Source organism: Bacillus sp. UNC125MFCrub1.1 (assembly GCF_000701305.1).
Classification (GTDB): domain Bacteria; phylum Bacillota; class Bacilli; order Bacillales; family Bacillaceae; genus Bacillus; species Bacillus altitudinis.
Window position 1 is genome coordinate 481,079 of record NZ_KL370769.1, and the last position, 26,512, is coordinate 507,590.

Sequence of the window (26,512 nt, forward strand, 5' to 3'; positions counted from 1 at the left end):
AGACGATCATCGCCTATCCTTATTTCAACGTCTTATTCGTGATCTTTTGTGTTTAGTTCAGCAATCAGGCTTTCAATTCGGTTACCGTAGTCTACAGACTCATCGAATTCAAAGTGAAGCTCTGGTGTTTTGCGAAGTCTGATTCGATTGCCAATTTCAGAGCGGATATACCCTTTCGCCTTTGCAAGGCCTTTTAAGGTTTCCTCTCTTTTCTTCTCGTCGCCAAGAACAGAAATATAGACTTTAGCAATTTGCAAATCACCGGATACTTCAACATCCGTTACAGTCAAAAAGCCGATTCTTGGATCTTTTAGCTTTCTGCCAAGGATGTCGCCTAATTCTTTTTTCATTTGCTCACCCACACGGGTTGCTCTCATACTCATGATCTTATCACCTCTAATTAAAACCACTCAGTTTTCGTGATCGTTCGTTCAATTTCCGGAAAAGAATCAATAAAGCTTAACACACGCTGAAGTTCCTTTTCCACTTGAACCCGGGAGGAGGAAATGACGGCGATTCCGATCGAAGTACGCTGCCATGTATCCTGATAGTCCATTTCAGCAATGGTCACATTGAATTTATGGCGCGTTCTTGTCATGATACGCTGCAGAACCGCACGTTTTTCCTTCAGTGAGGATGCATCATAGATCATACACTCACACTCGGTATAACCGATCATTTTCTTTCGATTTCTTGCATAACGAATGATTCCATGACATCACCTTCACGGATATCATTGTATTTCTTAATGGTAATACCACATTCATAGCCTTGTGAAACTTCTTTCACATCGTCTTTGAATCGTTTTAATACGTCGACTTCACCTTCAAAGATGACGACGCCATCACGAATTAAGCGGATACCACTGTCTCTAGTAATGGTACCTTCAGTGACATAGCCACCAGCAATTGTACCGATTTTTGATACTTTAAACGTTTGACGAACTTCAACTTGACCGATGACTTTTTCTTCATATTCAGGGTCAAGCATCCCTTTCATCGCAGCTTCAATTTCATCGATGACTTTGTAGATGATGCGGTGTAAGCGGATATCTACGTTTTCTGTTTCAGCTGTGCTCTTCGCATTGCCATCAGGACGTACGTTAAATCCGATCACAATCGCATTAGAAGCACTTGCTAAAATGATATCAGATTCTGTAATCGCTCCAACACCCGTATGGATGATTTTCACTTTTACGCCTTCTACTTCAATTTTTTGAAGAGCTGCCGTCAGTGCTTCAGCAGAACCTTGTACGTCTGCTTTTACGATTAAGTTGATATCTTTCACATCACCTTGTTTGATTTGCTCAAATAGGTCATCGAGAGATAATTTCGCTTTGTCTGAACGTTGTTCATCAAGTTGTTTAGATGCACGCGCCTCACCGACTTGACGAGCTGTTTTTTCATCTTTGAATACGAGGAACTGATCCCCTGCATGCGGTACATCATTTAAACCAGTGATTTCAACAGGTGTAGATGGTCCTGCTGTTTTCACGCGGCGTCCGATGTCATTGACCATTGCACGTACACGGCCAAATGTATTTCCGACAACGATTGGGTCACCTACTTGAAGTGTACCAGTTTGAACGAGAAGGGTTGCAACAGAACCTCTTCCTTTATCAAGCTCAGCCTCGATCACAGTTCCTTTTGCCGCACGATTTGGGTTGGCTTTTAGTTCTGCTACTTCGCTGACAAGAAGGATCATTTCGATCAATTCGTCAATGCCTTCGCCTGTTTTTGCAGATAAAGGAACGAAAATGGTTTCGCCGCCCCAAGCCTCAGGTACAAGACCATGCTCAGTTAATTCCTGCATCACGCGGTCAGGGTTCGCTGTTGGTTTGTCAATTTTATTGACAGCCACAATGATTGGCACCTCTGCCGCTTTTGCGTGGTTGATCGCTTCAATCGTTTGCGGCATGACACCATCATCTGCTGCAACGACCAAGATCGTCGTATCTGTTACTTCAGCACCGCGTGCTCGCATCGTAGTGAAAGCTGCGTGTCCTGGTGTATCAAGGAACGTGATTTTCTTACCGTTTTCTTCAATTTGGTATGCACCAATATGCTGCGTAATTCCACCCGCTTCGCCTTCAACAACTTTCGTTTTACGAATGCTGTCAAGAAGCGTTGTTTTCCCGTGGTCAACGTGTCCCATGATCGTTACGACTGGAGGGCGTACTTGCATATCTTCTTCTTTATCTTCAACTTCATACTTTTCAAGTTCAGTTTCTTCTAAAATGATGACTTCTTCTACTGGAACACCATATTCAGAAGCAATTAATTCGACTGTATCTTTATCGAGCTCTTGGTTGATCGTAGCCATGACACCAAGCATCATCAGTTTTTTGATGATTTCAGCAGTTTCTTTGCCAAGCTCGTCAGCAAGCTGGCCGACTGTCATTGAATTTGTAAATTCAATTTTTTCAGGAAGCTCTTTTTTCGGCTTCACAGGTCTTGCTTGCTGATGCTGCGCCTTGTTGTTGCCGCCGCGTTTATTTTTGTTTTTGTTTTGGTTGTTGTTTTTTTTGTTTTTATTAAATTGATTATTCTGCACGTCATTCTTCTTTCTATCATTGTTTTTGTTAGATGATTGTTTTTTTTGTTCTGCGGGTTTCTCGTTAGCTGTCTCTTTTGCTTTGGCTTTTTTATAGATAGCGTCTAGCTTTTTCACAGTGTCGTCTTCAAGCGTCGCCATGTGGTTGTTCACTTCCACGTTCATATCCTTAAGCGCTGCTATAATATCTTTACTTGAAACATCTATGGCTTTTGCGTATTCATATACTCTCACTTTAGCCATTCGTTCACCCCCAAATAAATTAATCGAGCAAGCTTATGAGCTTCTTAGCGAAGCCTTGGTCAGTGACAGCGACAACTACGCGAGCTTCCTTCCCTATAGAACGTCCGAGAACGGAACGGTCTTCAACTTTTCTAACCGGAACATTGTAAAATTTGCATTTGTCAGATACCTTTTTCTCTGTGTTGGATGAGGCATCTGCTGCAAGAAGAACCAGCTTAGCACGCGCATGTCTAATTTCTTTGATCACCAGATCTTCTCCTGACACGACTTTACGAGCTCGATTTGCTAGACCAAGCAAAGGATACCATTCAGATTCAGTCATTAGGTTTTTTCACCTTTTCAGCTAGTTCTAGTAATTCTTCAAAAATGTGTTCGTCAATCTGTGTCTGAAATTGCTGCTGTAAACTACGTTTGTTCTTCGCCGCAAGAATGGTTTCTTTATCGAGAGAAAGGTAAGCGCCGCGCCCGTTCATTTTTCCGGTTGCGTCAACAGACACTTCACCTTCTTTTGAACGAACAACGCGAATCAGTTCTTTCTTTGGTTTCATTTCTCCCGTCACGACGCATTTTCTAAGCGGGATTTTTTTTCGGCTTTTCACCTTTTATATCACCTCTTATTCGTCAGATTCCTCAGCTACTGGTTCAGCCTCTAAGAAAAGAGATTCAGAGTCTTCAGTTCTTGGGAAAATACCGAGTTCTCTTGCATCTGTTTCGCTTTTAATGTCAATCTTCCAGCTCGTTAATTTCGCTGCAAGACGCGCATTTTGACCTCTTTTACCAATGGCTAATGACAGCTGATAATCAGGGACAATGACAGTTGTCGCCTTATCTTCTTCATTTACAATGACATCAAGAACTTTTGATGGACTTAACGCATTGGCAACAAATTCAACCGGGTCATTCGACCAATGAACAATGTCAATTTTTTCGCCTTTCAGCTCATTGACAATTGCTTGTACACGCTGACCTTTAGGTCCAACACAAGAACCAACTGGATCAACATCAGGATCATCTGTACGAACAGATATTTTAGAACGGTCCCCTGCTTCTCTAGCGACAGATTTAAGCTCTACAGTACCATCATAAATTTCTGGCACTTCGATTTCAAATAAACGCTTTAAAAGACCTGGGTGTGTTCTTGATACATAAATTTGTGGTCCTTTTGTTGTTTTTTCTACTTTCGTAATGAACACTTTAATGCGGTCATGTGGTTTGTAGTCCTCATTTGGCATTTGTTCGTTGACCGGAAGAAGGGCTTCGATTTTGCCAAGTGACACGTAAATGAATTTACTGTCAATTCGCTGAACGATTCCCGTCATGATGTCTTCCTCACGATCGATAAACTCAGTGTAAATCACACCTCGCTCTGCTTCTCTCACTCGCTGCGTCACGACTTGTTTCGCTGTCTGAGCTGCAATGCGTCCGAAATCTTTTGGTGTGACTTCAATTTCAACCACGTCACCAACCATGTAATTCGGGTTGATATTTGCTGCATCATCTACAGAGATTTCAAGGCGAGAATCATACACTTCATCTACAACATCTTTTCTTGCGAATACGCGAATCGTTCCCGTTTCACGGTTTAAATCAACACGCACATTTTGTGCTTGATTAAAATTACGCTTGTATGCAGAAATGAGTGCAGCTTCTATCGCTTCAATAATAATTTCTTTACTAATGCCCTTCTCTTTCTCAAGAACAGTCAGGGCATCTAACAACTCACTACTCATTTTTATGGTTCCCCCTTATATCAATGAAAAGGTTAATTGAACGAAACTGCTAATCTTGCGTTAGCAATTTTTTCGTATGGAATATTGATCTCTTTCTTTCTTGTCTTGATCTTCACTGTCACTGTTGCAATCTCACCATCAAAGCTTGTAAGCTCACCTTCAAATGCCTTTTCACCATCAATTGGTTCGTATGTTTTCATGAAAACATTTTTTCCAAGTGCTTTTTCAAAATCAGCTTTTTTCTTTAATGGGCGCTCCGCTCCAGGAGAGGACACTTCAAGAAAGTAGTTTTGGCTAATTGGATCTGCCTCATCAAGCTTTTCGCTCAAGGCTTCGCTCACTTTGGCACACTCCTCGATATCGACGCCTTTGTCAGAGTCAATAAATACGCGAAGGAACCAGTTTTGACCCTCTTTGACAAATTCAACATCAACGAGTTCAAGCTGTAAGCCATCTAAAATTGGCTGTACCATGTCGCTTACGATGTCCACTACTTTTTTGCTCATTCTCTTCCTCCTTGTGCTTTCGATAAACGCTCTTATCAATCATTCTGCATAAAAACCCTGCTTTATTGTGAGCAGGGGGAGCAGAAAACGGATGAATAATGTCGAGACAAAAATTGCCTGTTCAATACAAAAGAGCGGGTTTCCCCACTCTTGTCTCGGTAATCGTTAGCATTTCCATAAAAACTATACCATATCCAATTTTTTTATGCAAATGAAGTTCCTTATAAACAGGCATTCTTCATCAGTTCTTTTCATTCATTCTTTTGGCGTGTTCACGAATGATTCCTGCCTCCCGGCTCTCCTTTAAAACTCGAAAACCGTCATAATCCGGGTAGAGGGAATCATCGTCTTGAATGCTTGTTAAAATCCAAAATTGGCTACCTGCGCCTCCGAGCTGTTCAATTGTCTTCAGCCAGCTATTATATACATCAGGACGGGCTACTTGATTTTGATAGCCAAACTCTTCTAATACAACAGGTTTGCCAATTGCGTTTCCTCGGGTGATATGATCTTTTATCCATTTCACTCCCCATGCAGCAGACTGATTCCAGTGATCCGGGTATAAATGATAGGTTCCATAATCAATATGAGGGAGAGCAGTCAAACGATCCCAATCAACACCTTCTCCCCCATTGTAAAACCAATCGTCATGACCTGTCATGCGAAAGAACCCTTCGTCTCCTACTGCAACAAGGTGATTCGAGTCAATTGATTTGATCCATGCACTCATTTCATCTGCCCAGTTTACTAGTATATTTCCCGAAGGGTCTGACTGAGCGCGCGGCTCATTGGCGAGCTCCCATGTCATAATAGCAGGATCATCTTTATATTGAACACCTGAGTACGTATTGGTTCTCTCTAATACATAGCGCACATAGTTTTTGTAAGCTGTTTTAATCCGAGGATCTGTATAAAAGTGATCATGTGATCCTGCCTGAAACCACTTCACATATTGATTCATCCCGCCAAAGTCATCCCAATTGTTCACGAGTGGGATGACCAGCTTGATTCCTTCCTGCCCTGCTTTATAAATCGCATAGTCTAGTTTTTGAAAACCGGATTCTTCATAAACACCTGGACGAGATTGTAAGACTGAGTTTTCTTGAGGGGTACCATCGTGAAATCCCCAAATACGAATAACCTTTAAATCCATTGCCTTCATATCGTCAAAAACAGCATCTACCATCTTTTTTGATTTGTAATGGAAATAATAATTATTTGTGCCAGCAAAGTAAAATGGGTGGTTGTTCAATACAAAATGTGTACCAGATGTTTGCACATAGGAGGAGGCCTTTACGGTCAGAGTGAACCAACCCGCCCATAAAGTGATCAGCAGCATAAAACAAGCCACCCGTTGAACCCATTTTTTCATTCCATTCTCCTCACAATCTCTTATTCTACTGGTACGATGATATCTAGTTGAAGAGGTGTATGTTTGGTTGAGTCAAGTTCAATCGTCTGCTGCTGCAACATTTTACTTACTTCACCAATTCGAACCTCATACGTCCCGTGAAACGCTGGACATGTCACTTGGCCATTCGCATCTGTTTTTTCCACTCTTTGTGTCGTCCACTCCTGTAGAAGCTTTTCATAACGCCTGCCTGCTTCATTTAACGACCAATCATGATTCACGATGGCAGCGTGCTCTCCTCTCCAATGAGCACCCGCCCAAAATCCCCACATCAGCACACCTTTTACGGCTGGGTGACTAAAGGCTACCCGATATAAAGCTTCTAAGTTATCCGCTCGTCTATTGGCATCCGGATGAACAGAGTCATACTCTGTCACCCATATCGGTAGACCAAGCTCAGCAAGCACATCTAGTCTTTGTTTTAGAACGACTGGATCCACTCGATCTTCAAAGTGACCTTGAACTCCAATGGCCTCAACTGGTGCCCCCAACTGACGAAGTTCATTGATATGTGCTTTATATGCGTGATGTTCGCCGTATGAGATTACATTATAATCATTGACAAACAGCAAGGCTTGAGGATCAATTTTTTTCGTTTCTTCATACATCCATTTCCAAATCTGTTTCCCAAACCGGTCTTTAAAAAATGAACCATGCATCATTTCGTTGTTTACATCCCAATGACGGAATTTCCCTTTGAAATGATTGCCTGCATGCTCAAGCCGCCTTTTCATGGCTTCATATACTTCATGATTCGGTAATGATTTCAGCCAGTTTGGATTGGCATCCTCTACCTCCCAAAATAAGGCGTGCCCCCTCACTGGAATTTGGTGTCTATTGGCAAAATTCAGCATGGCATCTGCTTTTTCGTATGTTATTTTCCCTCGTTCAGGCTCATTTGCATACCATTTTGCCTCATTTTCAAACACAGCCCAATTAAAATGTTGAACAAAAAAATCAGCATACGTTTGATTGAATAGTACTTGGTCATTCATTGCTGAACCAAATGCAAATTCATGTCTGATTTGTTTTATTTCTACCTCTATTCCGGCAACTGGCTTTTGTTCCTTATCGATGACGTTTATGACAAGCTCTCTTTGTCTATGTTGTAAGATTCGATTATTTGCTTCTTTTCTCCAGCTTTGATTTTCTTGTTCCTGTGATCCGCCATTCGATGAATGATTCATAAATTCTTTCTTATTAACCATGATGACATCACCTTTGCTTTCACTTCATTTATCTCATGAGAAGACCGCCGACTAAAAAAGCCGGCAGCTGCACTAAGTTCTATTCGTTTATGAGACGATGGTATTCTGCATAAGCCGTAGCCATATCAACTTGCGACCAGAAACGGTGATAGGTAAAACTTGGCGCTCCGTTTTCCCATTTGCCTGTTGCTTCATTAAAAGATGCTTGATATTTACTCTCCAGGGCTGACCAAGCTGGGTCTTGCTTGATTTTCGGACGAAGATCTGCAAAGCTCGTATACACTCCGTTACCTCCTCGCTGCGGGTCAGAAGGAATGGTGCTGGAACCAGGGATCTGATTTCCTTGACCAAATGTTCCGTTCCAGCCATTTGGGAAGTACACTTCTTTTTTAAAGAAACGGTGGTAGTCTTCTCTGTCTTCCTCTGTCACAATCCCTACACCATCATTGTAATTCCAAGCGACCTCAAGGAGCTGTGCCGCTGTCTCTTTTGCTCTTATGCCAAGTGCTGTGTAGTTTCCTGTCTCTTTCTGTGTTGCAGCAGCAAAGAATGTGAGTGCTTTGATTAGACTGCCCAGTACACCAGTATCCTGAGTAGGATCTTTTGTAACTGCCGTTAAATTTGGATTACCTGTTGCAGATTGGAATCCGCTCCAAGTGTCAGGCTGGCCGCTCCATTCTATATTCCCAGGAATCCAAAACTCTCCAGGTGCACTCGTCGTAGCAACAGCAACATTTGTCCCCCCTAGAATCCTTTGACCCTGACCATCTAAAAAATACCCATCTTGATCCGACACAGGACGAGTGCCAATAAAAATATAATCTAGTGAATAGTTGACCCATTTTGTGATGACAGATTTGGCCATTTGGAAATTTTCAGATGTTTTGTCGCCATCTTTTGCAAAGATATAATAAAGCTCTGCTACACGCTCAATCGGCCATGCTTGCATTCCAAACCAGTTATTGGACGGAGGATCATGGTAAACAGGCGCATCTTCATAAGCCATATCATAAAATGTGCTTCTTCCTGCAGGATAAGCGCTATAGTCTCCATTCCAGCTGTTGGTAGCACCTCCTGCAATCGCTCCCTCTTTTGATTGAAGCCAGACGTAAAATTCAAGCTGTCTCTTTAACGTCTTTTCCCAATCACTTGCAGCAGTTGGTGACGATGGCTTTAAGCCTCCCTTATCTGAGGATAAAGCGTAGGCAGCGACTGGGTTTTGATACCCTTGATGACAATGGCTCGCTCCGATACGCCATGACCAATTCGCATATTCTCCAAGTCCCCCGCCCCAAGAGGTGTACCACGCCATTAAGTGATGACATGCACTTTTTCCATTTCCAGGATACGGATTACCTTGCTTGCCGCTTCCAATTGTTTGAAAATATTTATCATACATTCCGTAGCGAAGGAAATCACCCATCTTTTTCGCTTTATTAAGATAGGCTGACCCATTATAGCCAAGTTCCTTTGCCCAATACATTGCCTGTATCGCACGTGCATCAGCGTCCGTCGCATTTGTGTAGCGCCACTGGGCGGCTGGCGCTTGATTTTCTTTTGTGAACAAGCTCATGAAACCTTCATTGGGCTTTCCGGCTGTTTTATCATCTTGTGATGGATGAGGGATGGCCTCCCATACGGATTCTTGCGGACCCCGCTGGAATGTGTTTACATATGCGGCTATATGTGATGGGTTGAGCAAATTCCCATATTCATACCAGTTGTCTACATCAAGAAGCCAGTGCATTAAATACGTTTCATTCGTTCCGTAAGTTGACCTCAGTTCTTGATCAATTGGATCTTGACCAGCAGGGCGAGCACCCGTCAACTGGCTCGGATATTGATCTGGATATGGTTTTTCTGAAGCGTATGTGGCTGGGCTGGATGGATTGTAAGAGCTCATATGCGGCTGTTCGTCATGTCCATCTTCGTTTACTGGAATGATAAACTTCTCCATATTATCCCAAGCCGCTTCTAGTTTGCTCCAATCGCCTGTGTAGTGACCATACAATGCTTCAAGCCATAACCAATAGCTGTAAGCTTCTGAAGTTGTCATATGCCCGTAATCAGGTGCCTCACAAATGAGTGTTTCAACGGAATGATACGGAATGCCTTCTTTTGAAAAATATCCATTCGCATCGTTTTTCATTTGATGATAAAGTGTTAAAAACCGTTCTTTATTTGTCATGTCCTCACCCTTTATATTTATTTATTCGGAAGCGTACCAAATACTAAATCACCTTGATCAAAAACAGGAATTCTCGCTGTTTTTTGCATATTGGATGTTAATCCTTGAAAGGAATAATCATTTGAGGCATCCCATATATTCGCACCATTTGGCGCAGATAACCGGAACTGTATTTCCTTCTTATGAAGCGATTCGCCTCCTGGAAAAATAGCTACGCCAGTAAAATCGATTTCTGTAAAATAGATATGGGATGATGCGTCATACACCGTTAACGGAGATAAGGAAGCGCCTTCATTGTAGACAGCTGTCACTTGAATATCTTTATCAGTGAATCCCTTCGCAAATATCTCGCTCAGATTGACATAATATCTAAAAGAAAGTGATTGACTACTTCTGGCCGGCCAGCCTGATCGATTGTATAGAATGGCTTTGATCTGAGTAGATGTTGTATCGTTACTCATGACAGCTGCCTCTACAAAAAACTCATCTTCCACTTTTTCTTTAGGCGGAAAATTCGGCAGTTTTGACTGCCCCTGACCAAACAGCTGTACCATTTTGGCTACATTTCCAGTAAAGGCGGCATTATAGTCTGTTGCTACCTCGTTTGATACATAGTCAGAGATGTCATCGGTATACTGATCCTGTGCATTAGGCCCCCCAACAAGCGCTCCATAAAGCGTGTGCCGATGAGAAGAAGGAGTTGTCAGCTGATTAGACCATGAGCCATGTGCAGTTCGATGGTGTGGATGCATCGGCGGATTTTTGCCAAACCCAACGACATAGCTTCTATTTTGCGGATTATCCCCTAACATATAGTGTGTTTGCCTGATCGCAAACGTTTGGTATCGATTCTTTTTTTCTTGATCAGAGACCCAATCTGCGTACACAAACGCTAAAAATGCAGCATTTGCTGTATAACGAAGTGAACCCCATTGATCTAACCACGCTAGTCCGCCAGGCGTATAAGTGATTCTTTCTACTTTTCCATTTTGAACAAAACCCGTCGACCAGTAATCGAGATTACGCTCCGTCGATTCGATAAACCTTTTCTCCTTTGTGATTCTCGCAAGTAAAATTTGCGAAGCAAAAAAGGTATTGTCCCACGACATCGTAAACGTATAGTCCCAATCCTTCGGCCATTCTTCTACTGCTTTTAGTGCTTTGTTTAAATAGGTCTGGTCATTTGTCGCCAAGTAGAGCCATATTCCACCCCAAATGAGCTCATCAATATAGCCACTCCAGGAATTATAAAATGGCTGAGCATTGGTGACACAATCTGTATACTCACCGCGATATTGGTCAGCAAATGCATAAAGCTGTTTTGCATGGGTGAGAAGCTTTGCTGCATATGGCGCGTCTGTTTCTTTAAAAATAATTGAACCTGCTGCTAAAGCGGCTGCAGTTTGGGCGGCTACTTCTGTTCCTGGACAATGTTCATCAATTTTAAATGCTGGCCGGTTCATCGGCATCACTTCTGCTGGACCCCACCAGCCATGATCCGCGTTCCCATCGCCTACTTGTGCCCAAAATTCATTTGGACCTGTATGGGCTTTCAAAAAATAATCGGTTGCCCACTTGATTTGATCTAACATATCATCAAGCAGCTCTGCCTCTTCGTAAGCTTCTCGGTACTCATAGACTGTCCATGCAAGCACGGCTGCCGAGTAGGCCATCGGAAGTCCGAACTTCACATGATCACCAGCATCGTACCAGCCGCCTGTTAAATCATGACCAACATCTTTCCCATCCTCTAGTCCAGAATCCCCTCGCCAGTTAAGACGATTGCTTTCAGGAAGCTTTCCGGAACGCTGGGCTTCGTAAAACAAAATGGATTTTTGAAGCACCTCTACATAGTTGTAATCTGACATGTACCTACTTCTCACCCCTTCTTTTTTCTTAAACGTGAAACATTGAACAAGAAATGACCACCTCCTTGTCATTCCGTTCGTGTTTTGTACAGTGTTGAAAAGAATCAAGCGTGTTTCAAAAATGTGCATAGTAAACAGCCATCAGCTTGACGCTCACCGAGGGTTTTCTCCTGATTCTTCATGTGACTGTACCCAAAATGATCATATGTCGTATGAGAACATTTCAGACGGCTAAATTCTCTTTTTTGCTCTATTTGGGTAGAAAGAATGACATACAATCTCTTCTCTCAAAACACGACGTTAAATCAAGATATATGAACCAACAAGAAAATAATTCCAGTTAAAATATTTAGTTAACATAATAATATTATTGTATATACAAAAAAGAACGCCCTTTAAGGGCGCTCCAGATTGTTGACAAAGGGCTAAAATGAACTTGATTTTAGCCCTTTGTCTTCTTTTCAGCGTGATAGAAAACCTTTGCAGTCTAGGAAGGACGAGCACCGGAGCAGAGCGAATTTGACATTCGTGAGCACCGGAGCGCAGGACTGACAAAGAATGCGAGGGTTTGTCTACATGCTGAAACGCCCTTTAAGGGCGCTCTTCATTTTTCACATTAGAACAAAGAAAGCTGGTTTTGATCAGGAAGTGCTTCTAAGCAGCCTTGACGATCCAAATACTCAAGGATGGTCTTAGACACTTTTCCTCGTTTTTGTAAATCTTCTTTTGAAAGGAATTCACCATCTTGGCGTGCGCGTACAATATTTAACGCAACGTTTGTTCCGAGTCCAGGGATGGAGTTGAATGGCGGGATTAGCCCGTCTCCATCAATGATAAACTCAGTGGCACTTGATCGGTATAGGTCTACTTTTTTAAAGTGATAGCCTCTTTCACACATTTCAAGTGCAAGCTCTAATACAGTTAATAGGTTCTTCTCTTTCGGTGATGCATCAAGACCTTTTGAGTTAATATCGTCCATGACCGCTCGAATCGCATTCGATCCTTTTGTCATCGTTTCGATATCAAAATCATCAGCACGAACGGTAAAATAAGCCGCATAGTACAGAAGTGCATGGTGCACCTTGAAATAAGCAATCCGAACAGCCATTAATACATAAGCAGCCGCGTGGGCTTTAGGGAACATGTATTTAATCTTTTTACAAGAATCAATGTACCAGTTCGGTACGTTATTATTCTTCATCTCCTCTTCCCATTCAGGAGGAAGTCCCTTCCCTTTACGAACAGATTCCATGATTTTAAAGGCAAGTGACGGCTCTAACCCTTGATAAATCAGATAGACCATAATATCATCACGACAGCCAATCACTTCGCTTAGTTCACACGTTTTATTATGAATCAGCTCTTGGGCGTTGCCGAGCCATACATCTGTACCGTGAGATAGACCAGAGATCTGAACAAGCTCCGAGAAGGTGGTCGGTTTTGTATCTTCAAGCATCTGACGAACAAACCTTGTGCCAAACTCTGGGATCCCAAGTGTTCCCGTTTTACATCCAATTTGTTCTTCTGTGACACCGAGAGGTTCCGTTCCTTGGAAGATTTTCATGACCTCAGGATCATCTGTCGGAATCGTTTTTGGATCAATTCCGCTCAAGTCCTGAAGCATCCGAATGACCGTTGGATCATCGTGTCCAAGAATATCTAGTTTCAGCAAGTTATCATGGATTGAATGGAAATCAAAATGCGTCGTTTTCCAATCAGAACCTGTCGCATCTGCTGGATATTGAATTGGTGAGAAATCGTAAATGTCCATATAATCCGGCACGACGATAATACCGCCTGGATGTTGGCCCGTTGTCCGTTTGACGCCCGTACAGCCCTGTACGAGCCGGTCAATTTCAGCACCTCTCATATGAAGGTTATGATCTCCTGCGTAGCCTTTCACATAACCATATGCCGTTTTTTCTGCAACGGTACCGATTGTACCTGCGCGGTATACATACTCTTCACCAAACAGCTCTTTCGTATAGTTATGGGCAATCGGCTGATATTCTCCTGAGAAGTTCAAGTCGATATCGGGCACTTTATCTCCTTTAAAACCTAAGAACGTTTCAAACGGAATATCGTGTCCGTCTTTTTTATACGGCGTCCCGCATTCAGGACAGTCTTTATCAGGAAGGTCAAATCCTGAGCCAACCGATCCATCATTAAAGAACTCAGAGTGCTTGCAACTTGGACATACATAGTGCGGCGCAAGCGGGTTCACTTCTGTAATCTCTGTTAATGTCGCAACGAGAGATGAACCAACTGATCCCCTTGAACCAACTAGATATCCATCATCAAGTGATTTCTTAACAAGCTTATGAGAAATTAAATAAATAACAGCGAAACCGTGACCAATAATACTCTTTAATTCTTTCTCAATCCGGTCTTCTACAATTTTCGGTAAATCGTCACCGTAGATGCTGCGAGCCATGTTATAGCTCATTTCCCGAATTTCTTCATCTGCACCTTCAATTTTTGGTGTATAAAGATCGTCTTTGATTGGTTTAATACTTTCGACCATCTCAGATACTTTTTGCGTATTCGTCACGACAATCTCTTTCGCCTTCTCATCTCCAAGAAAAGAGAAGGCTTCTAGCATTTCATCAGTTGTTCTAAAATGAACTTTTGGCAGTTCATGACGATTGAGTGGATTCGCCCCGCCTTGTGATGAAATTAAGATTTTGCGATAAATTTTGTCTTCTGGATGCAGGTAGTGCACATTTCCAGTCGCCACGACTGGTTTATTCAGTTTTTCACCAAGTTTTACAATGTTTGTGATGATCTCTTTTAATGCACGTTCATCCCGAACAAGCTCCAGCTGGAGTAAATGCTGATACACTTCTGGCGGATGAACTTCTAAATAGTCGTAAAATGCGGCAATGTCTTCTACCTCATCAGGTGACTTCTGCATCATCCCTTCAAACACTTCACCCTTATCACAAGCAGACCCAACAATTAAACCTTCTCGATATTTCTCAAGCTGTGAGCGAGGGATACGCGGCACGCGGTAGAAATAATGAATATGAGAAAGTGAAACAAGCTTAAATAAATTCTTTAGACCCGTCTCATTTTGTGCAATCACGGTTGCATGGTAAGGACGTGAGCGCTGATACGCATTGGACTGCCCCATGTTTTCATTCAATTGATCGTGGTAAGCAATCTCTTTTTCAGCCGCATCTTTTAGCATCTTCAGCATGAGGTAACCAGTTGCTTCTGCATCATAAATCGCCCGGTGATGCTGCGTGAGTTCAATATCGAACTTTTTACACAGCGTGTTCAGCCGGTGATTTTTAAATTCTGGATAAAGGAATCGGCCGAGTTCTAGTGTATCGATGACAGGGTTTGACGCTTTATCTGTTTTTAACAGTCGCTTATATGCTGCATTTAAAAAGCCCATATCAAAGCTCGCATTGTGAGCAACAAGGATATCTTGTCCAATCCACTCTTTGAAATCCCGAACCACATCGACCACATCTGGTGCATCTCTCACCATGTCGTCCGTGATACCGGTTAGTTCAATGGTTGTTGCTGATAACGGATGATGAGGATTTGCAAATGCCTCAAAGCGGTCAATGATTTCCCCGCCTTTGATTTTCACGGCTGCAAGCTCAATGATCGTATCATACACAGCAGAGAGTCCTGTTGTCTCAACATCAAATACGACAAACGTCGCATCTTCTAATAAGCGGTGCTCTGGATTATACGCAATCGGTACCCCGTCGTCGACTAAATTGATTTCCACCCCGTACATCATTTTGATGCCATGCTTTTTACTTGCTGCATACGCATCTGGAAAGGATTGTACAACGGCGTGATCTGTCAGGGCAATGGCCTCATGCCCCCATTTTTTTGCTTGTTCAACAAGTCTACCGATGCCAGTGACAGCATCCATCTGGCTCATCGGCGAATGCAAATGAAGCTCAACACGCTTTTCTCCCTCAGGTGCAGTATCTTCTTTCAGCTGAGGTTTCATTTCATTGACGTCATTTGCGATCATGACAAGATCTCTCACAAACGTATCGTTTTGAATGCTTCCTCTTGCTTTAACCCACATCCCTTTTTTCAAGGATTTCATGAGCTGAGCATCTTCTTTTTCTCTCGCAAACATTTTGATCAAAATACTATTCGTATAATCGGTAATTTTAAAGATACAAAGGGTTCTGCCGCTTTTTAGTTCGCGCGTTTCTGCATCAAACACGTACCCTTGGACGGTGATTCGTCTTTCTTCGTCCATAATACTATCAAGCGTACGTATTTCTTCATTGTCTTTGATTTGATAGCCAATCATCAGAGGGCCAGAAGGAGCTTCCTCTTGATCCTCACTTTCCTTCTTCTCCATCTCAACAAGGGCTTGCATGGCTCTTTCTTGATCTTCAGCAAGTTTTTGTTCTCTGAACTTCTGAATCTCTTGATCTGATACAAAAATTTCTGTATCAAATTGAAGTTCTGGAAAACCAACTTGTTTAAATGCAGCCTGAAGCATTGGGCTATATTTCTTCTTGATGGCTAGAGCCTCAGTTTCGCTTTTTGTTTTGATGATGATCTTATGTCCAGACAGGGCTGGTTTTTGCTGTTGAAGCAAGCTGATGATTGGGGGAGAAATCCCTTGAAGCTCTTCCACACAATGGGACCAATACGATTGAACGAGCTCTTCAGATATGTGCGGATCATTGACTTCAATCGTACAAGTAACTTGTGCAATATGAGAAAATGCATTTGTCAGCCTGCTTAAAAACATTGCATATACTTGGTAAGGCAAAAGCGCCTTAAATTTAAAATGGAAATGCCACGTTTTTGCCGCCTTATGCACCGTCAATTTGACGATCTCGCCTTCTTCAAAGTAACGACTGAGGTCATCATCTGTCATTTGAATCTGATTGAGTAATATATGAAATTGCCGCCGGGTAATCGGTAATTGTTCATCCAAGACAGGACCCTCCTTTTGCAAATCAGAAAGGTACCTCTTTTTTGCAGGAGGTACCTTCATTTTTTTGTTCGTTTTTTATGCTTGGCGTATAAATGAAATCAGTTCATCAACAGATACTTCGTGTGATTCACCTGATTTTCTGAATTTCACTTCGACAATACCTTCTTCTGAACGTTTCCCGCAGCTAATGCGAATTGGCAGTCCAATTAAGTCACTGTCGGCAAATTTAACGCCTGCACGCTCTTGGCGGTCATCGAAAAGGACATCATAGCCCTCTTCCTGTAAACGCTCATACAGCGTTTCAGCCAGTTCCTTTTGTGCATCGTTTTTCATGTTTAAGGCAAGTAGATGAAGATCATATGGCGCAACTGTTTCTGGCCAAATAATCCCCTTGTCATCATGATGCTGTTCAACAATCGCAGAAAGAGTTCTAGAAATTCCGATGCCATAGCAGCCCATGATCATTGGCTGCGCACGTCCATTTTCATCGAGGTATGTTGCATCCATTGCCTCTGAATAACGCGTGCCTAGTTTAAAGACTTGTCCTACTTCAATTCCTTTTGCGAACTGGATTGTGCCTTCACCATCTGGAGAAACGTCTCCTTCTTGAATCAAGCGAAGATCTGTATATTCCTTCACTGACAGATCACGAGCAGGATTAACATTGACATAGTGATAATCCGATTCATTTGCACCTACAACTGCGTTTGTCATTCCTTTTACAGCGTGGTCTGCATAAATCGTTACTTCCGCTTCAAGCTTCACTGGTCCAACAAATCCTGGTTCTGTTCCGATCACGTCTAGTACTTCCTCACGTGAAGCAAGCTCAACAAGCTGTGCTCCAACTAAGTTTTTCACTTTCACATCATTTACTTCATGATCGCCTCTTGTCAGGACAAGTACATACGCATCGTCCGCTTTAAACAAGACAGATTTGATACATGTAGAAGGAGCGACTTCTAAGAATGCCGCAACATCTTGTATCGTCTTTACCTGCGGCGTGTGTACTTTCTCAAGTTCTTTGAAGTCCGCAGGGTTTGCTTCTTCTCCGTGATACACAGCCTCAGCCATTTCAATGTTCGCAGCGTAGGAAGATGTGTCAGAGTATGCGATTGTATCTTCTCCTACTTCTGACAGTGCCATAAACTCATGTGTATCTTTTCCTCCCATTGCCCCAGAATCGGCAATGACGGGTCTAAAGTTAAGACCTACTTTTGAAAAGACATTCGAGTAAGCTGTAAACATTTTGTTGTATGTGTCATCAAGGCTCTCTGGTGAAGAGTGGAATGAATAGGCGTCCTTCATAATAAATTCACGTCCGCGCAATAACCCAAAGCGAGGTCTTTGTTCATCACGGAATTTAGATTGGATTTGATATAGTGTCAAAGGAAGCTTTTTATACGATTTTACTTCACTGCGTACGAGTGATGTGATCACTTCTTCGTGTGTTGGGCCAAGTGCAAACTCGCGGCCGTGACGATCTTTCATACGCATGAGTTCTGGACCGTATGTATACCATCTTCCTGACTCTTGCCACATTTCTGCTTGCTGCAGCACTGGCATTAACAGTTCAGCTGCTCCCGCCTTTTCCATTTCCTTGCGAACAATGGATTGAATGTGCTGAATCACTTTATGTGCTAACGGCAAATAATGATAGATACCGCTCGTGTTTTGTCTAATAAATCCAGCTCTTACTAATAGCTGATGACTTTTTGCCTCAGCATCTGCCGGCACCTCTCGAAGAGTTGGAATGAAAGTCAGGGATTGTCTCATGTCGTTACACCTCATTTAAGAAATAGGACTTCTCACAAAAACTCTTGTTTCCCAGAATGAGAAACAAGAGAGAATGGTTTTTATAAAAATAATCGCTGGATGTCATTCCATGTCACTACTAGCATTAATAGCATGAGGAACGCAACACCAATGAAGACAACAAGTGCCTCTTTCTCACGATTAATTGGTTTGCCGCGAATGGCTTCAACGAATAGGAAAAGTAATCTTCCTCCGTCTAATGCAGGAATCGGTAATAAATTCACGATCCCTAAGTTGATACTAAGAAACGCAGCAAACTGCATTAATGTTAACACACCTTGTTTCGCTACTTCTCCTGTCATGTCATATATTCCAACAGGACCTGCAAGCATATCTAACGAAAATTGCCCTGTGACAATCTTTTGCAAGTTCGTTAAGATGAGACCTGCTGTAGATATCACTGTAGTGCCTGAGGATGAAATGACTTTGAGAAAGCCATTTTCCGTTGGCGGATAAGAGCCAAAACGGCCAATGGTTTTTCCTTCTGCCTTCACAGCTTCCGGTACAACCTGAATGGTGCTTTCTTTGCCATCTCGGTCAATGACGACATTCATTTTTTTATCTGGGTTTTTTTGAACCGTTTGAACAACGTCTGTCCAAGAATTCATTTTATCCCCGTTAATTGAAACGATATGATCTCCCTGCATAAGCCCAGCTTGCGCTGCCCGGCCGTCTTTTGTCAGCTTACCAAGTACAGGATCATCCACGGTTACACCTTGAATAAATCCTAAAGCCACAAGAATCACATATGCCAAGATAAAGTTCATAATCGGTCCAGCTGCAATGGCTTTAATGCGCTGCCATACTGTTTTTGAACCAAACTGACGGTTGTATGGTGCAATTTGAATTTCTTCACCATCTGCAATATAGAAGCTTGTTTGGCTTACATTGTAGCCAGTCAGGATGTCTTCATTTCCAGCCTCATATCCTGAAATTCTCATCGCATGATCTAAATCAATTTGTTCAACTTCAATGACAAGTGCATCAGGATATTTCTCTTTATCATTTAAAATGATTTTTTCTACTTCATTTTGCTCATTGAATAAGAGCCCCACTGTATGACCCGGTTTAATTTCAATGACTTCAGGATCTTCTCCAGCCATTTTAACAAATCCGCCGATTGGCAGAAGTCTGATGGTATAGACGGTTTCTTTTCGTTTAAAGGAGAAAATCTTCGGTCCAAAACCAATTGCGAACTCGCGGCATAAAATGCCTGCGCGCTGCGCCATAATTAAATGGCCAAGCTCGTGGAAAAAAACGAGCGTTCCAAAAATAATAATAAACGCAATCACTGTATTCACGAACATACCACCTTATGCGAGGATTGATTGAACAAAGTCTCGTGTATCTTTGTCCACTTCATGGATATCTTGCAAACTAGGCGTTGAAATCACATGATGTCTGTTCAGTGCCTTTTCAATCAATTCTTCAATTTGCAGGAACGTTACTTTGCCTTTTAGAAATGCATCAACAGCTATTTCATTGGCTGCATTAAGCACAGTAGGCATTGTCCCTCCTATTTTACCTGATTCATAAGCAAAATGTAAGCAGCGATACCTGTCAAAATCCGCTTTTTGGAAATTTAATTGTCCAATCTCCCAAAGGTTTAATGATTTCGCTTCTTTTAATGGCGCTCTATCAGGGTAAGTGAGCGCGTATTGAATCGGAACCCTCATGTCAGGTGTACCTAACTGAGCCATGACACTTTTGTCATGGAATTCCACCATGGAATGGATGATGCTCTCTTTATGTAACAGCACATCAATTTGATCGTATGGGATATCAAACAGCCAATGCGCCTCAATCACCTCAAGCCCCTTATTCATCATGGTCGCTGAATCAATCGTGATTTTTGCGCCCATGGACCAGTTTGGATGATTCAGCGCTTCTTCAACCGTGACACCTTCAAGCTCCGTGCGTTTTTTATCTCGGAAACTGCCGCCTGAAGCTGTGACGATTAAGCGTTCAATGTTTTTAGCTTGTTCACCTTGCAGGGATTGAAAAATAGCGGAGTGTTCACTATCGACAGGAAGTAAAGGCACGTCATACTTTTTGGCGTACTCTTTTACTATATGACCAGCTGTCACAAGTGTTTCCTTATTTGCAAGTGCGATCGTCTTTTTTTGTTCAATGGCTTTTAATGTCGGCACAAGTCCGACACTTCCTACCAGTGCATTGACCACAACATCCACTGCATCATAGGTCGCTGCTTCGATGTTCGCTTCATCACCCGCAGCCATTTTGACATCGTATTGAAATGAATGACCTTTTAACGTGCGATAGGTCTCTTCGTCTACACATCCAACAAATTCAGGCTGAAATTGTTCAATGATAGGGATGGCCTTGTCTATATTTCTGCCAAACGTCATCGCTTTCAACTTGAATTTGTCTGGATGCTGCCTGATCACATCTAATGTTTGTTCTCCAATTGATCCTGTTGCGCCTAATAGCGAAATATATTTCAAATTGCCACTCCTTCTCTCGTTCAATTAGTTTCTATGAGGTTAGCTAGCAAACGTGGCCAGCAATAGATATAAAAACGGCAGAACGAATAAAAAGCTGTCAAACCTGTCCAAAATTCCGCCATGACCTGGGAGTATTGTCCCTGAATCCTTCACATGGTAATGACGCTTTAAAGCAGATTCCACAAGGTCGCCAAGCTGTCCAAAAATACTTAGCAAAAGAGTAATAAACATAACAAGCAGATATGATGGCAAAAATCCTGTAACCGCCTGGAACACAAGTGACAGCACGACCGCTGTGACGATTCCGCCGATAAATCCTTCTACTGTTTTGTTTGGGCTGATCTCTGGCCAAAGCTTTCGTTTCCCCATAGATTTCCCAATAAAATAGGCACCTGAGTCAGTGGACCAAATAATCACCGCTGCGAAGAAGATCGCACTCATGCCATACAAGCCTCTAATTTGAATAAAATAATAGAAACTAACGCCAATATATAATGTGGCTAATATAACAAAAGCAACCTCATCGAATGTGAAAGAGTTTTTGCTCAGAACTGTATAAGTTAAAAGGATTAAGACTGCAAATAAAGCAATCTGCATTTTTGATGCGTCTACGTTCGGGAAGAAGCTATTTTCTCCGCCCATTAAAAGCCAAAGCAATATTAAGCTGACAATGCCAGGAAAGCTGAAAATCGAAATCTTTTTCATTCTAAGAAGCTCAAAGAGAGCGACACTTCCCATTAAATAAATCAGCAGGGTAAATGGCATTTGTCCATAAATCACTGCAAGTAAAAACACTGCAGCTGCCAGAACACCCGTCAAAATTCTTTGTTTCATCTGCACCACCCTCTAAATTCCACCGAACCTCCGGCCGCGGCGCTGGTACTCTCCGATAGCGCCTATGAGATGCTCATCAGAAAAGTCAGGCCAAAGCACATCCGTAAAGACAAACTCGCTGTATGCAATTTGCCAAAGCATAAAGTTGCTTAATCTAATTTCTCCACTCGTGCGAATAAGCAAATCCGGATCTTGAAGAGATTCTGTCATTAAATAAGCTGAAAACATCTCTTCTGTGATGTCTTCTGCTCGAAGCTTGCCTTCTTTGACTTTTTCAGAAATTTGTCTGCATGCAGAAATAATTTCTGTCCGTCCTCCATAATTGAGCGCAAAATTTAAAATGAGTCCGTCATTATTCGCCGTACTCTTCACTGCGTTCTCTACCGCTTTTTTCGTATGCTGCGGGAGGCCGTCTGGATCACCTGTTAAACGTACACGGACATTTTCCTCGATGAGTTCAGGCAGATAGATGTTTAGAAACTCTTCAGGAAGCTTCATTAAAAAGTCTACTTCTAGTTTTGGACGTTTCCAATTTTCTGTAGAGAAAGCATACAAAGTCAGCACTTTGACATTCAGCTCATTTGCAAGCTTGGTCATGCGCTTGACAACTTTCATTCCTTCATGATGTCCTGCTACCCGTGGAAGCGCACGTTTCTTCGCCCATCTTCCATTCCCATCCATGATAATGGCGATATGTTCAGGAATTTCTCCATTTAATATGTCTTCTTTTGTCAGGCTTTCTAAGTTGGAAGCTGCTGTTTGCTGATTCTTCCAATTTTTGAGTATATTGAGCATGAGATTCCTCCATCACCCAAAAAGGTTGCGTTCCCGCTAATAATATAGTCCTCAACAGTATTAACAAAAAAACCCCCTGTAAACATGAAGAGGGTCTTTTCACTATTATCTATTGTACATAGTTTTTTCTTAAACTTCCATGATTTCTTTTTCTTTATCTTTTGTCACTTCATCAATTTTAGCGACATATTCATCTGTCAATTTTTGAACATCCTCTGTAGATGATCTTAATTCATCTTCAGTGATCTCCCCATTTTTCTCTAGCTTTTTCAATTCATCGTTTGCATCACGACGAACGTTACGAACAGCTACTTTTGCTTCTTCTGAGTATTTTCTCACAACTTTTACAAGTTCTTTACGTCTTTCTTCTGTTAGTGCTGGGATCGCAATACGGATCACGTTTCCGTCACTTGTTGGTGTGATACCAAGATCAGACTTTTGGATCGCCTTTTCGATATCACCGATCGCTGTTTTATCGTAAGGTGTGATAATCAGCATACGTGCTTCTGGCACTGTAATTGACGCAATTTGGTTTAGTGGTGTTTGCGCACCATAGTAATCCACTGTTACTTTGTCTAAAAGGGAAGCATTAGCTCTGCCCGCACGGACAGTTGCTAGTTCACGTCCGTATGCTTGAACGGCTTTTTCCATTTTTTCTTTTGTTTGGTTCAACACTTCTTTTGACACGTTATTTCCCCCTCACGATCGTTCCGATTGATTCGCCATTGACGGCACGTTTAATATTTCCTTCTTCCATAATAGAGAAGACGATTAATGGAATGTCATTGTCCATACATAATGAGGACGCAGTAGAATCCATTACAGCAAGCCCTTCTTTTAGTACATCAAGATATGAAAGCTTATCATATTTTACTGCATCCGCATCTGTACGAGGATCAGCACTGTAGACACCGTCTACATTGTTTTTCGCCATTAAAATGACATCTGCTTCAATTTCAGCTGCACGAAGTGCTGCTGTTGTATCAGTAGAGAAATAAGGGTTACCAGTACCTGCAGCAAAAATCACGACACGTTTCTTCTCAAGGTGACGGATCGCTTTTCTTCTTATGTATGGCTCTGCAACCTGTCTCATTTCGATAGAGGTTTGTACTCTAGACTGAATACCAAGCGTTTCTAGGCTGTCTTGTAATGCCAATGAATTCATCACTGTTGCAAGCATCCCCATATAGTCTGCTGTTGCCCGGTCCATTCCTAAGTCACTGCCTGTCTTACCACGCCAAAGGTTTCCTCCACCTACAACGACTGCAACTTCAACATCAAGTTCTGCAATTTCTTTTACTTGCTTTGCAATTGATTGAATGACAGTTGGGTTAATTCCATTTCCAGCATCACCAGCTAGTGCTTCTCCACTTAGCTTCAGTACAATGCGATTATATTTCGGTTTGCTCATGATAACCTCCAAGTGTAAACTATACCGTCTCTTATTATGCGTAAGAAACCGCCTTTTGTAAATCAATATCCTCTAAAAAATAGGGAACACAGTGCTTGTGCTCCCTAAAAAAGCCCCAGAGAGCTTTTCAAACATTATTTTTTCACTTGGCTCATAACTTCTTCAGCAAAGTTGTCTTGACGCTTTTCGATACCTTCGCCCACTTCATAGCGAACATAAGTTTGAACAGTTGCGTTTTTCGCACCTACAACTTGTTTCACTTTTTCATCTGGGTTTTTAACGAATGCTTGGTCAAGTAAGCAAATTTCTTCGAAGAATTTGTTTAGACGGCCTTCTACCATTTTAGCAACGATATTTTCAGGCTTTCCTTCTTGAAGCGCTTGTTGTGTTAATACTTCACGCTCACGGTTTGCTTCTTCTTCAGACACTTGGTCACGAGAAATGTATTTAGGGTTTACAGCAGCAACGTGCATTGCGATGTCTCTCGCAAGCTCTTCATCAGTTGTTCCGTTAAGAACCGCTAATACACCGATGCGTCCGCCCATGTGTAAGTAAGAACCGAATGCAGCGTTATCTTCTTTTGTGATGACTGAGAAACGGCGCAGCGTAATTTTTTCTCCGATTTTCGCAATTGCAGAAGTAATATGTTCTTCAACTGTTGAACCATTTTCCATTTTAGAAGCATGTGCTTCTTCAATTGTTGCAGGTTTCGCAGCAAGTAAATGATCAGCAAGTTCGTTAAGAAGATTTTGGAATCCTTCGTTTTTCGCAACGAAATCAGTCTCAGAGTTCACTTCTAGGATAACGCCAGTGTTGCCGTCAGTTTTAATAAGAGTTAATCCTTCTGCCGCAATACGGTCTGCTTTTTTCGCAGCTTTTGCGATCCCTTTTTCTCTTAGAAGATCGATTGCTTTATCGATGTCACCATCAGTTTCTGTTAACGCTTTTTTACAGTCCATCATACCTGCACCAGTTTTTTGACGCAGTTCTTTTACTAATTGAGCAGTAATTGCCATTTTACATTTCCTCCTTCTATGTTAAAACACGGATTACTAGGTGAAAAAAAGGTGATAAAAGGCAGTTCCCTCTTATCACCTTTTGAATAGGTTACGCAGTTGTTGTTTCAGTTTCTGTCGTTTCTTCTACAACAGCTTCTTCTTCGCCTTGTTTAGACTCAAGAATCGCATCTGCCATTTTAGCAGTTAGAAGTTTTACAGCACGGATTGCATCATCGTTTGCAGGGATCACAACATCAATTTCGTCTGGATCACAGTTTGTGTCAACGATACCGATAATTGGGATATTCAATTTACGAGCTTCTGCAACTGCAATACGCTCTTTACGAGGGTCGATAATGAAAAGTGCATCTGGAAGACCCTTCATGTCTTTGATTCCGCCTAGGAATTTTTCAAGACGTTCTAATTCTTTTTTCAGTTGAACGACTTCTTTCTTAGGAAGAACTTCGAACGTACCGTTTTCTTGCATTTTTTCAATATCTTTTAAACGTTTGATACGTTTTTGGATTGTTTCAAAGTTTGTTAACGTTCCACCAAGCCAGCGTTGGTTTACATAGAACATACCAGAACGGATTGCTTCTTCTTTCACTGAATCTTGTGCTTGCTTTTTCGTACCAACGAAAAGGATTTTTCCTCCATCAGCAGCAAGGTTTTTCGTGAAGTTGTAAGCTTCCTCTACTTTTTTCACCGTTTTTTGAAGATCGATGATGTAGATACCGTTACGCTCTGTAAAGATGTAACGCTTCATTTTTGGGTTCCAACGGCGTGTTTGGTGACCGAAGTGAACACCAGCTTCTAGCAATTGTTTCATAGAAATAACTGACATGTTGTTGCCTCCTAATATAATGGTTTTTTTTCCTCCGCTTAAGTCATGTTCACATAAAACTGCGCCACGGCAGCACCTTCATACGAATCATTAAGCGTGTGTATTTAACACCAAGAAATAATATAACACATGATGGACTGACAATCAAGAATCCTTTACAGCTTTCCGCTAAATTTTAATAAAAGTTCGATTTCTGTCTTGCCCGTTTTTAATTCTTTCGCTATTTCTTCTAATGATAGCCCTTGATCATATAAGGCCTTTACTTGTTCCTCGAATGTTTCTTCTATTTCACTTTCAGAAGGCGTAGAAGCTTCTGTTTCGAGACTTGAAACGGGTTCGTTTACCTTCTCTTCCTGCACCTCAACTTCGCTAAGGAGAGTCGACAGGTGCTCTGGAACTGGATCTTCACTTTCTACCGATTGCAGGGATTCAATTGGTGGTTGTGGCTGCTTTGGTGTCTGAAGATCCGATTTCAGCTCTTCAGCAGAAAAATCAGGGGAAGTGGCTGCAGCTTTTGATAGTTTTTCATTCTCTTCTTTGACTTCCATCAAAAATGCAGCCAGGGTATTTTCCGTTTCTTCTAAAAGCTCTCGCTGCTTTTGTTCTGTTGCCTTCAGCGAATTCATTCTCGTGTATAAAATGATCACAAAATAAATAAGTGCAGCATGAAGCATAAAGCTAATCAGCCATAGCATATTTTTTCACTCACTAACTCT

22 protein-coding genes are annotated in these 26,512 nt (G+C 41.9%); all 22 read right to left on the reverse strand.

Features of this window, described 5'->3' with window-relative positions; translation table 11 throughout:
* Positions 1-32 precede the first annotated feature (32 nt).
* The 22 genes from rbfA to N521_RS15320 all read right to left on the reverse strand — a co-directional run bounded on the left by rbfA (position 33) and on the right by N521_RS15320 (position 26,491).
* On the reverse strand, positions 33-383 hold the full coding sequence (gene rbfA / locus N521_RS15215) for a 30S ribosome-binding factor RbfA (RefSeq protein WP_007499525.1): 351 nt from the start codon (positions 381-383) through the stop codon (positions 33-35).
* Between the two features lie 17 nt (positions 384-400).
* Positions 401-679, reverse strand: a complete 279-nt coding sequence (locus tag N521_RS15220) for a DUF503 domain-containing protein (RefSeq protein WP_017359071.1) — start codon at positions 677-679, stop codon at positions 401-403.
* Positions 676-2,796 (reverse strand): translation initiation factor IF-2, encoded by a 2,121-nt coding sequence (gene infB / locus N521_RS15225; protein ID WP_007499526.1) that lies wholly within the window; start codon positions 2,794-2,796, stop codon positions 676-678. Before infB ends, N521_RS15220 begins: the two co-directional genes overlap by 4 nt.
* A gap of 19 nt (positions 2,797-2,815) precedes the next feature.
* Positions 2,816-3,118, reverse strand: a complete 303-nt coding sequence (locus N521_RS15230; RefSeq protein WP_007499528.1) for a YlxQ family RNA-binding protein — start codon at positions 3,116-3,118, stop codon at positions 2,816-2,818.
* Positions 3,111-3,395, reverse strand: a complete 285-nt coding sequence (rnpM, locus tag N521_RS15235; RefSeq protein ID WP_008344742.1) for an RNase P modulator RnpM — start codon at positions 3,393-3,395, stop codon at positions 3,111-3,113. The genes N521_RS15230 and rnpM overlap by 8 nt, the downstream gene beginning before the upstream one ends.
* 15 nt (positions 3,396-3,410) lie before the next feature.
* On the reverse strand, positions 3,411-4,526 hold the full coding sequence (gene nusA, locus N521_RS15240; RefSeq protein WP_007499530.1) for a transcription termination factor NusA: 1,116 nt from the start codon (positions 4,524-4,526) through the stop codon (positions 3,411-3,413).
* Between the two features lie 32 nt (positions 4,527-4,558).
* Positions 4,559-5,032: a ribosome maturation factor RimP gene (gene rimP, locus N521_RS15245; RefSeq protein ID WP_008344744.1), complete on the reverse strand. Its 474-nt coding sequence runs from the start codon at positions 5,030-5,032 to the stop codon at positions 4,559-4,561.
* A gap of 241 nt (positions 5,033-5,273) precedes the next feature.
* On the reverse strand, positions 5,274-6,404 hold the full coding sequence (locus tag N521_RS15250) for a glycoside hydrolase 5 family protein (RefSeq protein WP_035392044.1): 1,131 nt from the start codon (positions 6,402-6,404) through the stop codon (positions 5,274-5,276).
* A gap of 20 nt (positions 6,405-6,424) precedes the next feature.
* Positions 6,425-7,651: an endo-1,4-beta-xylanase gene (locus N521_RS15255; protein ID WP_035392047.1), complete on the reverse strand. Its 1,227-nt coding sequence runs from the start codon at positions 7,649-7,651 to the stop codon at positions 6,425-6,427.
* A 79-nt stretch (positions 7,652-7,730) separates the two neighbouring features.
* Positions 7,731-9,839: a glycoside hydrolase family 48 protein gene (locus tag N521_RS15260; RefSeq protein WP_008344753.1), complete on the reverse strand. Its 2,109-nt coding sequence runs from the start codon at positions 9,837-9,839 to the stop codon at positions 7,731-7,733.
* A 17-nt stretch (positions 9,840-9,856) separates the two neighbouring features.
* Entirely contained in the window at positions 9,857-11,707 is a 1,851-nt protein-coding gene (locus tag N521_RS15265; RefSeq protein ID WP_035392050.1) for a glycoside hydrolase family 9 protein, read from the reverse strand.
* A 616-nt stretch (positions 11,708-12,323) separates the two neighbouring features.
* Entirely contained in the window at positions 12,324-16,637 is a 4,314-nt protein-coding gene (locus N521_RS15270) for a PolC-type DNA polymerase III (RefSeq protein ID WP_035392051.1), read from the reverse strand.
* Between the two features lie 75 nt (positions 16,638-16,712).
* A complete protein-coding gene (locus N521_RS15275; protein ID WP_008344758.1) occupies positions 16,713-18,410 on the reverse strand; it encodes a proline--tRNA ligase in 1,698 nt (565 codons plus the stop codon).
* An 80-nt stretch (positions 18,411-18,490) separates the two neighbouring features.
* Positions 18,491-19,756 carry an RIP metalloprotease RseP gene (gene rseP / locus N521_RS15280; RefSeq protein ID WP_007499546.1) on the reverse strand — a complete coding sequence of 422 codons (1,266 nt, stop codon included), beginning with the start codon at positions 19,754-19,756 and terminating at the stop codon, positions 18,491-18,493.
* Between the two features lie 6 nt (positions 19,757-19,762).
* Positions 19,763-20,914, reverse strand: coding sequence for a 1-deoxy-D-xylulose-5-phosphate reductoisomerase (gene dxr, locus N521_RS15285; protein ID WP_019744167.1), 1,152 nt, complete (start codon positions 20,912-20,914; stop codon positions 19,763-19,765).
* A 39-nt stretch (positions 20,915-20,953) separates the two neighbouring features.
* Positions 20,954-21,748: a phosphatidate cytidylyltransferase gene (locus N521_RS15290; RefSeq protein WP_007499550.1), complete on the reverse strand. Its 795-nt coding sequence runs from the start codon at positions 21,746-21,748 to the stop codon at positions 20,954-20,956.
* A gap of 12 nt (positions 21,749-21,760) precedes the next feature.
* On the reverse strand, positions 21,761-22,543 hold the full coding sequence (locus N521_RS15295) for an isoprenyl transferase (RefSeq protein WP_007499552.1): 783 nt from the start codon (positions 22,541-22,543) through the stop codon (positions 21,761-21,763).
* A 129-nt stretch (positions 22,544-22,672) separates the two neighbouring features.
* The gene (frr, locus tag N521_RS15300) at positions 22,673-23,230 is read right to left on the reverse strand and encodes a ribosome recycling factor (protein WP_008344764.1); all 558 of its coding nucleotides are present in this window, start codon (positions 23,228-23,230) and stop codon (positions 22,673-22,675) included.
* A 1-nt stretch (position 23,231) separates the two neighbouring features.
* The gene (pyrH, locus tag N521_RS15305; protein ID WP_008344767.1) at positions 23,232-23,954 is read right to left on the reverse strand and encodes a UMP kinase; all 723 of its coding nucleotides are present in this window, start codon (positions 23,952-23,954) and stop codon (positions 23,232-23,234) included.
* Positions 23,955-24,088: 134 nt separating this feature from the next.
* Complete coding sequence (tsf, locus tag N521_RS15310) at positions 24,089-24,970, reverse strand: translation elongation factor Ts (RefSeq protein WP_007499558.1); 882 nt, start codon at positions 24,968-24,970, stop codon at positions 24,089-24,091.
* 91 nt (positions 24,971-25,061) lie between these two features.
* Positions 25,062-25,796 carry a 30S ribosomal protein S2 gene (rpsB, locus tag N521_RS15315; RefSeq protein ID WP_007499561.1) on the reverse strand — a complete coding sequence of 245 codons (735 nt, stop codon included), beginning with the start codon at positions 25,794-25,796 and terminating at the stop codon, positions 25,062-25,064.
* A gap of 155 nt (positions 25,797-25,951) precedes the next feature.
* On the reverse strand, positions 25,952-26,491 hold the full coding sequence (locus N521_RS15320; protein ID WP_017359079.1) for a hypothetical protein: 540 nt from the start codon (positions 26,489-26,491) through the stop codon (positions 25,952-25,954).
* Between the last annotated feature and the right edge of the window lie 21 nt (positions 26,492-26,512).

Bases quoted from the DNA above. Each gene is read 5' to 3' on its own strand.
- rbfA (WP_007499525.1), bottom strand. From the start codon at position 383: ATGAGTATGAGAGCAACCCGTGTGGGTGAGCAAATGAAAAAAGAATTA.
- N521_RS15220 (WP_017359071.1), bottom strand. From the start codon at position 679: ATGATCGGTTATACCGAGTGTGAGTGTATGATCTATGATGCATCCTCA.
- infB (WP_007499526.1), bottom strand. From the start codon at position 2,796: ATGGCTAAAGTGAGAGTATATGAATACGCAAAAGCCATAGATGTTTCA.
- N521_RS15230 (WP_007499528.1), bottom strand. From the start codon at position 3,118: ATGACTGAATCTGAATGGTATCCTTTGCTTGGTCTAGCAAATCGAGCT.
- nusA (WP_007499530.1), bottom strand. From the start codon at position 4,526: ATGAGTAGTGAGTTGTTAGATGCCCTGACTGTTCTTGAGAAAGAGAAG.
- rimP (WP_008344744.1), bottom strand. From the start codon at position 5,032: ATGAGCAAAAAAGTAGTGGACATCGTAAGCGACATGGTACAGCCAATT.
- N521_RS15250 (WP_035392044.1), bottom strand. From the start codon at position 6,404: ATGAAAAAATGGGTTCAACGGGTGGCTTGTTTTATGCTGCTGATCACT.
- N521_RS15255 (WP_035392047.1), bottom strand. From the start codon at position 7,651: ATGGTTAATAAGAAAGAATTTATGAATCATTCATCGAATGGCGGATCA.
- N521_RS15260 (WP_008344753.1), bottom strand. From the start codon at position 9,839: ATGACAAATAAAGAACGGTTTTTAACACTTTATCATCAAATGAAAAAC.
- N521_RS15265 (WP_035392050.1), bottom strand. From the start codon at position 11,707: ATGTCAGATTACAACTATGTAGAGGTGCTTCAAAAATCCATTTTGTTT.
- N521_RS15275 (WP_008344758.1), bottom strand. From the start codon at position 18,410: ATGAGACAATCCCTGACTTTCATTCCAACTCTTCGAGAGGTGCCGGCA.
- rseP (WP_007499546.1), bottom strand. From the start codon at position 19,756: ATGTTCGTGAATACAGTGATTGCGTTTATTATTATTTTTGGAACGCTC.
- N521_RS15290 (WP_007499550.1), bottom strand. From the start codon at position 21,748: ATGAAACAAAGAATTTTGACGGGTGTTCTGGCAGCTGCAGTGTTTTTA.
- N521_RS15295 (WP_007499552.1), bottom strand. From the start codon at position 22,543: ATGCTCAATATACTCAAAAATTGGAAGAATCAGCAAACAGCAGCTTCC.
- pyrH (WP_008344767.1), bottom strand. From the start codon at position 23,954: ATGAGCAAACCGAAATATAATCGCATTGTACTGAAGCTAAGTGGAGAA.
- tsf (WP_007499558.1), bottom strand. From the start codon at position 24,970: ATGGCAATTACTGCTCAATTAGTAAAAGAACTGCGTCAAAAAACTGGT.
- rpsB (WP_007499561.1), bottom strand. From the start codon at position 25,796: ATGTCAGTTATTTCTATGAAACAATTGCTAGAAGCTGGTGTTCACTTC.
- N521_RS15320 (WP_017359079.1), bottom strand. From the start codon at position 26,491: ATGCTATGGCTGATTAGCTTTATGCTTCATGCTGCACTTATTTATTTT.